Annotated in this window: 11 protein-coding genes; 7 read left to right on the top strand and 4 right to left on the bottom strand. The window is 69.0% G+C overall.

Going from position 1 to position 14,211, the window contains the following annotated elements:
- Positions 1-183: 183 nt before the first annotated feature.
- Positions 184-1,593 carry a sugar porter family MFS transporter gene (locus QSK34_RS11510; RefSeq protein WP_285583034.1) on the top strand — a complete coding sequence of 470 codons (1,410 nt, stop codon included), beginning with the start codon at positions 184-186 and terminating at the stop codon, positions 1,591-1,593.
- Here QSK34_RS11510 and QSK34_RS11505 read toward each other — a convergent pair.
- The 4 genes from QSK34_RS11505 to QSK34_RS11490 all read right to left on the bottom strand — a co-directional run bounded on the left by QSK34_RS11505 (position 1,547) and on the right by QSK34_RS11490 (position 4,711).
- Complete coding sequence (locus QSK34_RS11505; protein ID WP_285583032.1) at positions 1,547-2,155, bottom strand: DUF6879 family protein; 609 nt, start codon at positions 2,153-2,155, stop codon at positions 1,547-1,549. The two genes, QSK34_RS11510 and QSK34_RS11505, sit on opposite strands and share 47 nt — an antisense overlap.
- A 228-nt stretch (positions 2,156-2,383) precedes the next feature.
- Positions 2,384-3,463 (bottom strand): HesA/MoeB/ThiF family protein, encoded by a 1,080-nt coding sequence (locus QSK34_RS11500; RefSeq protein ID WP_285583029.1) that lies wholly within the window; start codon positions 3,461-3,463, stop codon positions 2,384-2,386.
- A 24-nt stretch (positions 3,464-3,487) separates the two neighbouring features.
- Complete coding sequence (locus tag QSK34_RS11495) at positions 3,488-3,979, bottom strand: DUF1707 SHOCT-like domain-containing protein (protein WP_285583027.1); 492 nt, start codon at positions 3,977-3,979, stop codon at positions 3,488-3,490.
- A 9-nt stretch (positions 3,980-3,988) separates the two neighbouring features.
- The gene (locus QSK34_RS11490; RefSeq protein WP_285583025.1) at positions 3,989-4,711 is read right to left on the bottom strand and encodes a PadR family transcriptional regulator; all 723 of its coding nucleotides are present in this window, start codon (positions 4,709-4,711) and stop codon (positions 3,989-3,991) included.
- A gap of 617 nt (positions 4,712-5,328) precedes the next feature.
- On the opposite strand from QSK34_RS11490, the gene QSK34_RS11485 reads away from it, so the two are divergent.
- The 6 genes from QSK34_RS11485 (at position 5,329) to QSK34_RS11460 (ending at position 14,206) form a co-directional block, all read left to right on the top strand.
- Positions 5,329-6,048 (top strand): metal-dependent hydrolase, encoded by a 720-nt coding sequence (locus QSK34_RS11485; RefSeq protein WP_285583022.1) that lies wholly within the window; start codon positions 5,329-5,331, stop codon positions 6,046-6,048.
- Between the two features lie 95 nt (positions 6,049-6,143).
- Positions 6,144-8,930 (top strand): aconitate hydratase AcnA, encoded by a 2,787-nt coding sequence (gene acnA / locus QSK34_RS11480; protein WP_285583020.1) that lies wholly within the window; start codon positions 6,144-6,146, stop codon positions 8,928-8,930.
- Between the two features lie 1,502 nt (positions 8,931-10,432).
- On the top strand, positions 10,433-10,711 hold the full coding sequence (locus QSK34_RS11475; protein WP_285583019.1) for a hypothetical protein: 279 nt from the start codon (positions 10,433-10,435) through the stop codon (positions 10,709-10,711).
- 255 nt (positions 10,712-10,966) lie between these two features.
- A complete protein-coding gene (locus QSK34_RS11470) occupies positions 10,967-12,094 on the top strand; it encodes a sugar ABC transporter substrate-binding protein (protein ID WP_161479065.1) in 1,128 nt (375 codons plus the stop codon).
- Between the two features lie 85 nt (positions 12,095-12,179).
- Positions 12,180-12,956, top strand: a complete 777-nt coding sequence (locus QSK34_RS11465; protein WP_062345540.1) for an ATP-binding cassette domain-containing protein — start codon at positions 12,180-12,182, stop codon at positions 12,954-12,956.
- Positions 12,953-14,206 (top strand): sugar ABC transporter permease, encoded by a 1,254-nt coding sequence (locus QSK34_RS11460; RefSeq protein ID WP_161479066.1) that lies wholly within the window; start codon positions 12,953-12,955, stop codon positions 14,204-14,206. Before QSK34_RS11465 ends, QSK34_RS11460 begins: the two co-directional genes overlap by 4 nt.
- The last annotated feature ends 5 nt before the right edge of the window (positions 14,207-14,211 follow it).

Here is a 14,211-nt window from a genome sequence, read left to right as displayed (position 1 = left end):
AATGAACGTCAAGCGAGACGGCCATGGTTCCACCTGCGTCATGACTGGCAGGACACCGAGCGCATCGGCAATGTCGTGGTGCAGCACTGCACTGTGTGCCTGAAAAGCAGAGTACGAATCCGGTAATGGCCCCTTAGTGTAGCCATTGCGCTACTTGCCGTAATTGTGGGGCAAGTAGGCTGCATGGGGGGTCCACCGGTAGCCGCGCGAGGGCAGGAGCGTCTCGGCTACGTCACGTTCATCGCGGCGGCCGGTGCCATCGGCGGATTCCTGTTCGGCTACGACAGCGCGGTGATCAACGGCGCCGTCGTGGGCATCCAGCGTTATTTCAACGTCGGCCCGGTCACCATCGGCGTGGTGGTGGCCATCGCCCTGCTCGGCTCGGCCGTCGGGGCCTGGTTCGCCGGGAGCCTCGCCGACCGGTGGGGACGCACCAAGACCATGCGGCTGGCCGCGATCCTCTTCGCCGTCAGCTCCGTCGGGCAGGCGCTGCCCTTCGCGATCTGGGATCTGGCCTTCTGGCGGGTGCTGGCCGGCGCCGCGATCGGCATGGCCTCGGTCCTCGGGCCCGCCTACATCGCCGAGGTCGCCCCGCCCGCCTACCGGGGGCGGCTCGGGTCGTTCCAGCAGCTCGCGATCGTGCTCGGCATCGCCGTCTCGCAGCTGGTGAACTTCGCCGTCAACCTGTGGGCCGGGGGAGAGGTCAACAACGCCCTGGGCCCCCTGCAGGCGTGGCAGTGGATGCTCGGCGCCTGCCTGGTGCCCGCACTGGTCTTCCTCGTCTTCGCCAGCGTCATCCCCGAATCGCCCCGCTACCTGGTCGCGGCCGGGCGCGAAGGGCAGGCCCGCGAGGTGCTGCGCGACATCGAGGGCGACCACGTCGACCTCGACGAACGGGTGACCGAGATCAGGAGCGTGCTGCGCACCCGGCGGCGCCCCCGGCTCGGCGACCTGCGCGGACCCCGTTTCGGGCTGCTGCCCATCGTCTGGACCGGCATCGTCCTGTCGGTCTTCCAGCAGTTCGTCGGCATCAACGTGATCTTCTACTACTCGTCGGTGCTCTGGCAGTCGGTCGGCATCACCCAGTCGGACTCGCTGCTGATCAGCTTCTCCAGCTCGATCATCAACATCGTCGGCACGTTCATCGCCATGGCCCTGGTCGACCAGGTCGGCCGCCGCCCGCTGCTGCTGGTCGGGTCGGCCGGCATGGCGATCGCGCTGGCCGTGGCGTCGTGGTCGTTCAGCTACAGCTTCAGCGTCGACGGGGTCGTGCAGCTCCCCGCCGCGCAGGGCGCCGCCGCCCTGATCGCGGCCAACGCGTTCGTGTTGTTCTTCGCGTTGTCGTGGGGGGTCATCGTGTGGGTGCTGCTGGGCGAGATGTTCCCCGGCCGGATCAGGGCGGCGGCGCTGTCGGTCGCGGCGGCGGCCCAGTGGCTGGCCAACTGGGTGATCACCGTGACGTTCCCGCCGCTGGCGAACTGGAACCTGGCGCTGACCTACCTCTTCTACGCCGTGTTCGCCGCGTTGTCCTACCTGTTCGTCGTCTTCATCGTGAAGGAGACGAAGGGTCGAAAACTGGAGGAGATGGGGTAGCGTCCGCCAGCCAGGGGTCGAGGTCGCCCGCCTGCCCGTAGAGGGTCTCCAGCTCCGCCAGGCAGGCCGCGATCACGTCGCGCTCGACGATCCGCCGCCCGCCGACATGGGCCCCGATGTCGTCGTAGCGGACCTCGTACATGAGGTCGCGGGACAGGATCAGGATCTCCGGGAGCGGCCCCGCCCGCTCCAGGTGCCGCACCGCTCCGGCGTCGAGCACGCGGGTGCGTTCACCCGCCCTGGCCCGGGCCTTCAGCACCTGCAGCTCCCATCGCAGGTACGCCGTCAGCGGCCGTTCGGCGATCCGCAACCGCCGCAGCTCCACCGAATCGGGCACGTCGGCGGCGAACTCCCCGGCCGACTCCTCGATCAGCTCCATCGCCCGGTCCCAGTCGCCCTCGGACCAGGCCACCCAGCTCGGGCTGTAGGGCTCGTGGAAGTGCTGGGCCCGCTCCAGCTTCCAGAGCACCCCCTCCATCTCGCGGTAGAGGCCGTAGAACTCGGTCGTGTACGCCGTCCGGTCGAGTGTGACCCCGGGTGCGCCTTGCACGATCTCCCGCACACATCCTCCTGACGGTCCGGCGACCCGCGCCGCTCGCCGGCCCGAAGTGGTGGTCAGTTCCCGTACGAGTTGCTGCAGATGGCTGTTTCGTTACGCTCCAGGCGGCGAATGGTGATCTGCCGTCTGACGGGCGTACTGGGCGTGGCGTCGTTTTGCGACTGTTTCATCCCGTTACCTTCCGTCCCGGTTCCCCGACACGAGGTGATCGTAAAGCGGCCGTCGCAGCCGTCAAGGCCCAAAGCACGTCGGGCATCCCGCGCGGGCGGGGTGGCGGGCGTAGACGTGGTGGTCGGGCGAGAGCAGATTGATCCCGTGGACGTAGCCCGGCGCCACCTCGGGCACGCCCGTGACCAGGGAGATGATCGCCTGCGCGACGAGATGGCCGGAGATGCCGGCCGACGTGCCGGTCACGCCGGGGCCGCCCAGATCGGGGATGCCGCCCTCGGGCCGGTGGGCCTGCTCGGCCGCGGCGACGCACTCGTAGCAGGCGCCCTTGGGCGGGTCGAAGACGCCGACGGTGACGAGCGGCCCGTTGTAGCCGCCGCCAGCCCACGGCACCCGGGCCGCCGCGCACGCCCGGCTGGCCCAGACGCGGATGCCCTCGCCCCTGGGCTCGTCGGCGCAGAGGGCGAGGGCGTCGTAGCCGTCGACCAGTGATCGCAGGTCGGCCTCGCCGGTGACGCGGTGACGGGCCGAGGTGACCACGATGTCGCTGTTGGCCTCGCCCAGCCGGTCGCGGGCCAGGTCGGCCTTCGGCAGCCCGACGTCGGCCTCGGTGTAGAGCAGCTGCCGGTTCAAATTGGACAACTCGACCAGGTCAGGGTCGACGCAGTGGAGCCGTCCGACGCCGATCGCGGCCAGCGCCCAGGCGGCGTGACTGCCGGTGCCGCCGAGCCCCACCACGACCACCCGCGCCCGCTTCAGGGCGAGCTGGGTCTCCCACGCGCTGTGGCCGGGCACCAGGTCGACGCCCCGGAAGAAGGCCTGGTTGCGGCTGTAGCGGTCGACCTCACGCGGGGTGAGCCCGCGCGGCGGGGGAGCGGTGGCCTCCTCCAGATAGCCGGAGCCGACCAGGTCGTCGACCACGCCGCGCGCCTCGTCGGGACTGAGCTCGGGGAACATCACGATCAGCCGGGCGGCCACCGCCTCGGGCCCGCGCCGCCCGTCGAGCAGCGACAGCGCCGCCCAGACCCAGCCCCCGGGGTCGTCGATCTCGGCGGCGAGGCCGTAGATCTCGCCGCCGATCCGGACGGTCCCCCCGGCGGTGCGGAACGGGCGGTGCTCCGCTTTGACCCGCGGGAACCGCAATCTCGATCTCCCCCGTGCGACGCCTTATCTGAACCGCGTGGGTGCCCGGCGCCCGTGATGACGCCGTGTGGCCGCCCCCACGACCAGCGAGACGATCCACAGGAAGAACAGGACCTTGAACACCGTGAACACGCCACCCACAAGGATCATCGCGATCAGCGCCCCGACGATCAAGGGCACGAACGGTCCGATCCCCGGCCCGCGCCGCATCCGGGCGTGCGGAGGACGGGCCAGGTGGTATCCCCAGTTGCCCATGTCGATCCCCGGAGGCGTCTGCGCCCTGGGCGCCGGGGGCGCGCCGACGCCCTGCCCGCCGGGCAGGTCGGCCAGGACGGCGCCCAGGTCGCCGGCGGTCTTGGCGGCGAGCGTGACGTCGAGGCGCTCGTCGAGCTCCTCGCGGGTGAGCCGCCCCTGCGCGAACGCGTCGTGCAGGAAGACGGTCACCTCGTCGCGCTCCTTGTCGCCGATCCGCATCGCGGCGGCCGGAACGATGGGCGGGAGACGGTCAGCGGTCATGACGGGTCACTACTCCTCGTCGGTGTCGCCGTCGGCCAGGACCTGGTAGAGCTTGCGCCGGGTCTCGGCCAGGATCTTCTTGGCCTGACGCACCTGGCTCTCACTCCCAGTCTGTGCGATCTGGAACAAAGCGGACGCGGCCTGGCGTGACAAATCAAACAATTCGTGGACGTTGTCTCCGATGTCGGGAGTCATCTCCTCCCACGGGGCGCGGACCTCGTCCTGGTGCTCGGTGACGTAGGCGCGGCCGGCGTCGGTGAGCGTGAAGGTCTTGCGGCCGTCGGCCTCCTCCGAGCGCACCAGCCCCTCGTCGGTGAGCTGCTGGAGCGCCGGGTAGACCGCGCCGGGGCTGGGCTTCCAGCCGCCCTGCGACCGCTCGGCGATCTCCTGGATGATCTGGTAGCCGTTGCGCGGCTCCTCCGACAGCAGGGCCAGGATGGCGGCGCGCACGTCGCCGCGCTTGGCCTTGCGCCCCCGCCCGAAGCCGCGCGGCCCGAACGGGAAGCCCGGTCCGAAGGGCCCGCCGGGCCCGAACCCCGGGCCGCCGCCCCAGGGACCGCCCCGGCCTCGGTGGCCTCGATGGCGGTGGTCGTGGGGGCCGCCGCCGGGCGTCTCCCAGGTGGCGGCGAAGCCGCGCAGGTTCTCCTTGAGCGCGGCCTTGAGGTTGCGGATCTCCCGGTGGAACTCGTGAGGGTGGGCCCAGGGGCCACCCGCGGCGTGTGCGTTGCTCATGTCATCCTCCAGAGTGTTACGCGATGCCTCAACGATATATCGAGAACATGTCGGTGCCAAGCAAAAGCCGCAAGTGACTCAAGTCACGAAAAAAGATGGGATCTGAGGGAACAGGTGCTGAGACCGCTCCGTTACATTGGGCAGAGACGGGATTGTTCCGCGCTGAGAGGGCTGGGGGGTGCTCTTGGAGCGGAGCGATCCCGTCTTGTTTTGTCGAGGTAGACCGGCACATTCACCTTCACCGCACGAGCCACCCCCGGCCTGCGGGCGTCGGCCCCGTCTCAATAGAGCCCGAGCCGCCATCGGCCCTCGGGGTCTCGCGCCACAGGCCCGTCCGCCCTCCGGCGGCCGCACCTGTCGCAAAAACTCAAGCCACTTGCTGCCCTTTGGGGTCTCGCGCCCGAGGTCTGTCCGCCCCGATGGCTGTCCAGAGGGTCCTCGGGCGCGCGAGACCCTGAGGGTCGGCGCTGGCTTGAACTCTTGGGGGGCGGCTGTGCCCAGTCCGAGCCTGCCTGGCTAAAGGTGTCTGGTTCCCCCTGGAACGGGGCAAAGCGGTCCTGCGAGCCGCACTGAATTTGTCGGTGCTTTGCCGTACGCTGCCGTGTCGTGATCTCGACATGATGGGCCATTCCCACGCGCTGACCGGGGCGATCGTCTGGCTGGGCATCGCGCCCGGGTTGTCCGCGCTCCCCTCGGTGTTCGACTTCCAGCCCTCGCTGGCGTTCGCCACCGCGATGTCGCCGGCCGAGCTGATCGCCGGGGCGATCATCTGCGCGGGGGCGGCCATGCTGCCCGACCTCGATCACCCCAGCGCCACGATCGCGCAGACGTTCGGCCCGGTCACGTGGCTGCTCAGCAAGGGTGTGAACTTCATCAGCGGGGGGCATCGCAAGGCGACCCACTCGCTGCTGTTCGCGATCCTCATGGGGGTGGGGGCCCACCTGCTGGCCGAGCGGTTCACCGTGGGGCAGGACATCCTCGTCGTGTTGTCGATCGGGCTGGCCTTACGCGCGGTCGGCATCGGCGTGCCGGGGAACAAGATCGCTTCGGCGGTGGTCAACATCGTGCTGACCGGGGGCATCTTCGCGGCCTTCTGGGGGCTGGGGGTGACCTACGCCTGGCTGGGGTTCGCGATCGGCATCGGCTGTTTCGTCCACGTCCTCGGCGACTGCCTGACCGAGCGGGGGTGTCCGGTGTTGTGGCCGCTCAAGCACAAGTGGCTGCTGCCGTGGGACTGGGGGCTGAAGACCGGGCGGAAGTTCGAGACCAAGATCCTCGCGCCGACGTTGTCGGTCGCCGTGTTCGCGCTGCTGTTCCTGCGGCTCATGCCGATGTGAGATCCCGCGCGAGAATGCGATATCTTGACATCAAGAGATATTCGCCCAAGGTTAGGCGAGCCTGACCGATCAACCCCTCCCGTGCGTACGGGAGGATGGCCGGGCGAGTTGTCAACAGAGAACCTTTGGGGAGGCGAGACTTCGTGTCCGCGAACAGCTTCGGCGCCCGTGACACACTGCGCGTGGGTGACGCGTCGTACGAGATCTACCGGCTGGACAGGGTCGAAGGGTCGGCGCGCCTCCCGTACAGCCTGAAGATCCTGCTGGAGAACCTGCTGCGCACCGAAGACGGCGCGAACATCACCGAGGCCCACATCAACGCCCTCGGCCAGTGGGACCCGTCGGCCGCGCCGAGCGTGGAGATCCAGTTCACCCCCGCCCGCGTGATCATGCAGGACTTCACCGGCGTCCCCTGCGTGGTCGACCTGGCCACCATGCGCGAGGCCGTGCGCGACCTCGGCGGCGACCCGGCCCGCATCAACCCGCTCGCCCCGGCCGAGATGGTCATCGACCACTCGGTCATCGTCGACTTCTTCGGCGGCCCCGACTCCTTCCAGCGCAACGTCGAGAAGGAGTACGAGCGCAACCACGAGCGCTACCAGTTCCTGCGCTGGGGCCAGACCGCCTTCGACGAGTTCAAGGTCGTGCCCCCGGGCACCGGCATCGTCCACCAGGTCAACATCGAGCACCTCGCCCGCGTGGTCATGATCCGCGACGGCAAGGCCTACCCCGACACCTGCGTCGGCACCGACTCCCACACCACGATGGAGAACGGCATCGGCGTCCTCGGCTGGGGCGTCGGCGGCATCGAGGCCGAGGCCGCGATGCTCGGCCAGCCGATCTCCATGCTCATCCCGCGGGTGGTCGGCTTCAAGCTCACCGGCAAGCTCCCGGCCGGCGCGACCGCCACCGACCTGGTGCTCGTCATCACCGAGATGCTGCGCAAGCACGGCGTCGTCGGCAAGTTCGTCGAGTTCTACGGCGAGGGCGTCTCCTCGGTGCCGCTGGCCAACCGGGCCACGATCGGCAACATGAGCCCCGAGTTCGGCTCCACCTGCGCGATCTTCCCGATCGACCAGGAGACGATCAACTACCTGACCCTGACCGGCCGCAGCGAGGAGCAGACCGCCCTCGTCGAGGCCTACGCCAAGGCGCAGGGCCTCTGGCTCGACCCGAACGCCGAGCCCGAGTTCTCCGAGTACATCGAGCTCGACCTGTCCACCGTGGTGCCGTCGATCGCCGGGCCCAAGCGCCCGCAGGACCGCATCTCGCTGAGCGAGTCGAAGGAGATCTGGCGCCGCGACGTGCGCAACTACGTCACCGACTTCGACGGCGACGGCGTCGACGAGGCCGTCGAGGAGTCGTTCCCCGCCTCCGACGCGCCCGCCTCCAACGCCCGCGCCGGCGCGCCCCGCCCTCACAAGGCGGTGCCGGTCACCCTGGCCGACGGCACCAGCTTCGAGATCGACCACGGCGTCGTCACCATCGCCGCGATCACCTCGTGCACCAACACCTCCAACCCCTACGTGATGCTCGGCGCGGCCCTGCTCGCCCGCAACGCGGTCGAGAAGGGCCTGACCCGCAAGCCGTGGGTGAAGACCTCGCTGGCCCCCGGCTCCCAGGTCGTCACCGGCTACTTTGAGCGGTCGGGCCTCCAGCCCTACCTCGACAAGATCGGCTTCAACCTGGTCGGCTACGGCTGCACCACCTGCATCGGCAACTCGGGCCCGCTGCCCGAGGAGATCTCGGCCGCGATCCAGGCCAACGACCTCGCCGTCACCGCCGTGCTCTCGGGCAACCGCAACTTCGAGGGCCGCATCAACCCCGACGTGAAGATGAACTACCTGGCCTCGCCGCCGCTGGTGGTCGCCTACGCGCTCGCGGGCACCATGGACCTCGACCTCAACAACGAGCCGCTCGGCACCGGCGCCGACGGGCAGCCCGTCTTCCTGAAGGACATCTGGCCCGAGCCCGAAGAGGTCTCGCGGGTCGTCGCCGACTCGATCGGCCAGGACATGTTCCTGCGCGACTACGCCGACGTCTTCAAGGGCGACGAGCACTGGCAGTCGCTGCCGATCCCGACCGGCGACACCTTCGAGTGGGACCCGGCCTCGACCTACGTGCGCAAGGCCCCCTACTTCGAGGGCATGCCCGCCAAGCCCGAGCCGGTCACCGACATCACCGGCGCCCGCGTGCTGGCGGTGCTCGGCGACTCGGTCACCACCGACCACATCTCGCCCGCGGGCTCGATCAAGCCGGGCACCCCGGCGGCCGACTACCTCAAGGAGAACGGCGTCGAGGTCAAGGACTTCAACAGCTACGGCTCCCGCCGCGGCAACCACGAGGTCATGATCCGCGGCACCTTCGCCAACATCCGGCTGAAGAACCTCCTGCTCGACGGCGTCGAGGGCGGCTACACCCGCGACTTCACCCAGGAGGGCGGCCCGCAGTCGTTCATCTACGACGCCTCGGTCAACTACCAGGCGGCGGGCACCCCGCTCGTCGTCCTGGCGGGCAAGGAATACGGTTCGGGCTCCTCGCGCGACTGGGCGGCCAAGGGCACCGCGCTCCTGGGCGTGCGCGCCGTCATCGCCGAGTCCTACGAGCGCATCCACCGCTCCAACCTGATCGGCATGGGCGTGCTCCCGCTCCAGTTCCCCGAGGGTGAGACCGCCACGTCCCTCGGCCTGACGGGCGAGGAGACCTTCGAGATCACCGGCGTCGAGGAACTCAACCAGGGCCACACCCCGGCGACCGTGACCGTCCGCGCGGGCGACAAGCAGTTCGAGGCGATCGTCCGCATCGACACCCCCGGCGAGGCCGACTACTACCGCCACGGGGGCATCATGCAGTACGTCCTCCGCTCCCTCCTGGCGAAGTAGCGCCGACGACGAAGCCGCCCGGTCCGTCCGGGCGGCCCACGTCTCACCCAGGAAGCCGCCCGGTCCGATCCGGGCGGTTTCCGCTGTTCAAGGCCTTCTTTCCGTTACGGCTCCGCCCGCCCGGCCCCTCCCGCCGCTCCCGCATCCCGCCGTCCGGGGCGCCGACCACCCGCTCCCGCCTCGCGCCGCGACGCCGGGGGAGCTCTGGCGAACACCCGGACTCGCCGTCCGACCGCTGACCGTGGCCGCCTGCCCGGTCCGGATGGGTTCGCATTTCTGTGGCCCAGAACTCCTTGCCCGCCCTGGCCGTCGAAATGGCGGCCTCCTTATTCGCCTGGCTCCGGAATGAGCTGGTGAAGAGTGCTGCCGTCATATTTCGGTGAGCGGCGGAATTGTGCCCTGACGCCCTTCTTCGTGGCGTGCCGAAGCAATTCAGCCGACCCTGTTTCGGTGTTCACCGAATTGACCGGCCGGGTGCTCCGGGTCTTCCGGTACGGATCAAGACTTCACCGGCAGGTGTAACTCTCCATTCGCCGAATTTGACGACTCTACCTGCGGCTCTGGCCTGTCGCGACAGATTTCTGTAACCTGCGGTGGCTTACGACCGGCATAACCGAGCGCGCACAGGCGATTCCCGAGCCCACTCGCCCCGGCGGCCTCATCAGGTGCCAGAGAATATGAATGACACGTACCGTAATCGGACATTCTTAAACCGGCGAGTACCGTCTTGATCAGTTCCTCCGAAGCTCCGGTAAACGGTCCCAGGACGGCACGCATGAAATTTTGCCGATCGCCTCTTCTGTGATTAGTCCCACACCTGGGCTCGACGCAGGCGGATTATCGGCAGTCCGAGGAGGCGGCCCCCAACGGCTGGGTGACCCGGGTGCAAGGGCCCTGCGGGAAACTCACCCAGGGCCCGATCTGAGCCAGAGGCATGACGTCCGGCATGGGCGGAGCATAACGGCGCTCGGTGGAGGGGCACAGGTGTTCGGAGTGCCTATTTGTGACTGGCCAGTGACAATGACGCTCGTCATGGTCGACGACGTGACCCGCACATGTCCCGGGCCGGATGTGCCCCACCCGACCCTCCCTTGAGTCGTGATCAGTTTCCGGCAGATCGGGGAGCCGCACATGGTCCCCGGCCGCACGTTCGAGGCACTCGCGCACACCCGTCGCCCCGAGGTCCTCCGGATCCTGCGCGAACACGACCAGCTGTCGGCCGGCGCAATCGCCGACCAGCTGACCATCGCCCGGCCCAATCGTCGGCGAACGCGACGGCACCACGATCTGGTACCGGCTCAACACCTCCGTCATGGAGGACGTGCTCTGCCTGGTCTTCGGCCTGATGAGCCGGGAGCACGCCACCGTCGCCCGGCTGGGCGCCCTGCGGCCCATGAAGGAGGCGGTATGAACCATCGGCCGTGGACGGGGAGCGCGGTGTCCGCCCTGAGCGTGGTCGTGATAGCCGGCGTGCCCTGTGGGACTCCCTTCCCGACCTCGTCGTGACCCGCGACCCCACCCCGCGGCGGGCGGGCTCGGCGGTGCCCAAATTCGTCGCGGTGGCCGCGACGCCGGGGGTGCCGCTGGTCATCGCGGCGGTGATGGTCGCGTCCACGAAGCTCGGCAACCGACTCAAGCCACACGTCTACCCGCGCCTGCGCAGTGCTGGGGCGCGGTGGCGGCGTTCTGGTGCCGCCCATGTCGGCCCGGTGGGATCGGCGGCGCTCATCGCCGTCGTCTTCGGGGTGATGCTGCCGCGTGCGGCGGCCCGGATGCGCTGACGCGCCGGGCGTGACCAGCTCACCGGACGCCGTTCAGGTCTGTGACCTGGGCGGCTTTCCGGTTTTTACCCGGCCTTGGTGGGGAGGTCGGCTTCTTTGCGGGTACGTTTCTCCATTGTTACCCCGGGCAACAAACGTTACCGTCCCGTGTCTTTCCCCCAAGTTCCCTTGGGCTTACGTTGTCTCAAACAACATTCACCCATTAGGTGAGTCACACCCCCCGATAGACCCCCGGCCAGAAAGGACCCACGCATCATGCGCAAGGGGATCCTCAGCATCGGCGCCGCCTTCGCGGCCCTTTCCCTCGGTCTCACCGCGTGTGGCGGGGGTGACGAGGGCACCGGCGCAGCTCCCGAGACGACCGGCGCCGCCCCCGCGACGTCCGCCGCCGCCCCCGCTGGCAAGATCGGCGTCATCCTCCCCGACAGCAAGTCCTCCGCCCGGTGGGAGACCGCCGACCGCAAGTACCTCGAAGAGGCGTTCAAGGCCGCGGGTGTCGCCTACGACATCCAGAACGCCCAGGGTGACAAGACCCAGTTCCAGACCATCGCCGACCAGATGATCACCGGCGGCGTGACCGTGCTCGCGATCGTCAACCTCGACTCGGGCACCGGCAAGGCCGTCCTCGACAAGGCGAAGGCCCAGGGCATCGCCACCATCGACTACGACCGCCTCACCCTCGGCGGCAACGCCGACTACTACGTCTCCTTCGACAACACCGCCGTGGGCAAGCTCCAGGGCGAGGGCCTGTCGAAGTGCCTCGACGACGCCAAGGCCGAGAAGCCGATCATCTCCTACCTGAACGGCTCGCCGACCGACAACAACGCCACCCTCTTCAAGGAGGGTTACGACAGCGTCCTCAAGCCGAAGTTCGACTCGGGCGACTACGTCAAGGGCCCGGAGGACTCGGTTCCCGACTGGGACAACGCCCAGGCCGGCACCCTCTTCGAGCAGCAGCTCACCAAGGAGCCGAAGATCGCCGGCGTGCTCGCCGCGAACGACGGCCTCGGCAACGCCGCCATCGCGGTGCTGAAGAAGAACAACCTCAACGGCAAGGTCCCGGTCACCGGCCAGGACGCCACCGCGCAGGGCCTGCAGAACATCCTCGCCGGCGACCAGTGCATGACCGTCTACAAGGCCGTCAAGCAGGAGGCCGACGCCACCGCGCAGCTGGCCATCGCGCTGGCCAAGGGTGAGAAGCCCGCCGCCACCGGCACCGTCAAGGACAGCGAGACCGGCGCCGACGTGCCGGCCGTCCTGCTGACCCCGGTCGCCATCTACAAGGACAACGTGAAGGACGTCGTCGCCGACGGCTACGTCACGAAGGAAGAGCTCTGCACGGGCGACTTCGCCGCCCTGTGCACCGAGGCCGGCATCAGCTAAGTCACTCCGCGGGTACGGCCCACGCACGCTCCCCCCGGCACAGGGCGTGGGCCGTACCCCTTTCTGGAACCAGGAGTAGCCCATCGTGTCCACGGCACCCGTTCTGGAACTGCGCGGAATCGACAAGAGCTTCGGCCCCGTGCAGGTCCTCCACGATGTCGCCTTTTCCGTTTACCCCGGAGAGGTGACCGCCCTTGTCGGCGACAACGGCGCCGGTAAGTCCACCCTCGTCAAGTGCATCGGGGGCATCCACCCGTTCGACTCGGGCGAGTACTACTTCGAGGGCAGGCAGGTCCACGTCAGCGGTCCCCGCGACGCGGCCGCGCTCGGCGTCGAGATCGTCTACCAGGACCTCGCGCTCTGCGACAACCTCGACATCGTCCAGAACATGTTCCTCGGCCGGGAGCGCAAGCGCGGCCTGGTCCTCGACGAGGACACGATGGAGGAGATGGCGGCCAAGACCCTCGTGGGCCTCTCGGTCCGGACGGTCAAGTCCCTCCGCCAGCACGTCTCCAGCCTGTCGGGCGGACAGCGGCAGACCGTCGCCATCGCCAAGGCCGTCCTGTGGAACAGCAAGGTCGTCATCCTCGACGAACCGACCGCCGCTCTGGGCGTCGCGCAGACCGCGCAGGTCCTCGAGCTGGTCCGTCGCCTGGCCGACAAAGGCCTGGCGGTCGTGCTCATCTCCCACAACATGAACGACGTCTTCGCGGTCTCCGACCGGATCGCCGCGTTGTACCTCGGCCGCATGGCCGCCCAGGTGAAGACCTCCGACGTCACCCACTCCCAGATCGTGGAGCTCATCACGGCCGGGCGCAGCGGGGAGCTCGGCCTGCAGAACGGCAAGGAAGCGACCGCATGACCACCACAACCGCCCCGGAGGAGAAGGCCGTCGCGCCATCCGCCGGGCTGAACCAGCAGGTCCGCGACTACGTGGAGCGGGTGCGCGGAGGTGAACTCGGCGCCCTCCCGGCGGTCATCGGCCTCATCGTGCTGTGCACGGTCTTCGCGATCCTGTCGCCGGTCTTCCTGTCGCCGGTCAACTTCGCCAACCTGTTCACCCAGGGCGCGGGCGTCACCGTCATCGCGATGGGCCTGGTCTTCGTCCTGCTGCTGGGCGAGATCGACCTGTCGGCGGGTTTCGCCTCGGGCGTCTGCGCGGCCTTCCTCGGCGTGCTCCTCACCAACGAGGGCTGGCCCTGGTACGCCGCCGTGCTGGCCGCGATGGTGGTCGGCGTCGTGATCGGCCTGATCATCGGCTGGCTGGTGGCCAAGCTCGGCATCCCGTCGTTCGTCGTGACGCTGGCGGCGTTCCTGGCCTTCCAGGGCGTCGTGCTGATCCTGCTCGACGAGGGCACCAACATCTCGATCCGCGACTCGGTCATCCTGGCCATCGCCAACGAGAACATGTACCCGTGGCTCGGCTGGGCGCTCGTGGTCGTCGGCGTGGTCGCCTACGCCGGTCTACAGCTCGTCAACAACCGCCGCAGGTCGGCCCGGGGCCTGGTCGCCGACCCGCTGTCGCTGATCGCCGTCCGCGTCGGCGCCCTCGCCGTCGCATCGGGTTTCGCGGTGTACGTGCTGAACCTGGAGCGCAGCCGCAACCCGGGCGTCATCTCCCTGACGGGCGTGCCGGTCGTGGTGCCGATCATCCTGGTGCTGCTGCTGGTGTGGACGTTCGTGCTGCGCCGCACCCGTTTCGGCCGGCACATCTACGCCGTCGGCGGCAACGCCGAGGCGGCCCGCCGGGCCGGTATCAACGTCGACCGCATCAAGATCTCCGCGTTCGTCATCTGTTCCTTCATGGCCTCCGTCGGCGGCATCATCGCGGCCTCCCGGGCCAACTCCGTCGACCCCAACACGGGCGGCAGCAACGTGCTGCTGTTCGCCGTCGGCGCCGCGGTCATCGGCGGCACGTCGCTGTTCGGCGGCAAGGGCCGGGCCCTCGACGCCATCCTCGGCGGCGCGGTCGTCGCGGTCGTCATCAACGGCATGGGCCTGATGGGCTACAGCTCCAGCGTGAAGTACGTGGTCACCGGCGCGGTGCTGCTGCTCGCGGCGGGTGTGGACGCCCTCTCCCGTAAGCGGGCGTCGGCATCCGGCCGCCGATAGGGTGG

Source organism: Herbidospora sp. NBRC 101105, assembly GCF_030269205.1.
Classification (GTDB): Bacteria; Actinomycetota; Actinomycetes; order Streptosporangiales; family Streptosporangiaceae; genus Herbidospora; species Herbidospora solisilvae.
Note: the sequence above shows the minus strand (reverse complement) of the source record. Positions and strands in the feature narration are given on the sequence as shown.

What these genes read in the sequence shown, in the direction of transcription:
- QSK34_RS11490 (WP_285583025.1), bottom strand. Translation starts at nt 4,711, where the DNA reads ATGAGCAACGCACACGCCGCGGGTGGCCCCTGGGCCCACCCTCACGAG.
- QSK34_RS11495 (WP_285583027.1), bottom strand. Translation starts at nt 3,979, where the DNA reads ATGACCGCTGACCGTCTCCCGCCCATCGTTCCGGCCGCCGCGATGCGG.
- acnA (WP_285583020.1), top strand. Translation starts at nt 6,144, where the DNA reads ATGGCCGGGCGAGTTGTCAACAGAGAACCTTTGGGGAGGCGAGACTTC.
- QSK34_RS11470 (WP_161479065.1), top strand. Translation starts at nt 10,967, where the DNA reads ATGCGCAAGGGGATCCTCAGCATCGGCGCCGCCTTCGCGGCCCTTTCC.
- QSK34_RS11460 (WP_161479066.1), top strand. Translation starts at nt 12,953, where the DNA reads ATGACCACCACAACCGCCCCGGAGGAGAAGGCCGTCGCGCCATCCGCC.
- QSK34_RS11485 (WP_285583022.1), top strand. Translation starts at nt 5,329, where the DNA reads ATGATGGGCCATTCCCACGCGCTGACCGGGGCGATCGTCTGGCTGGGC.
- QSK34_RS11510 (WP_285583034.1), top strand. Translation starts at nt 184, where the DNA reads ATGGGGGGTCCACCGGTAGCCGCGCGAGGGCAGGAGCGTCTCGGCTAC.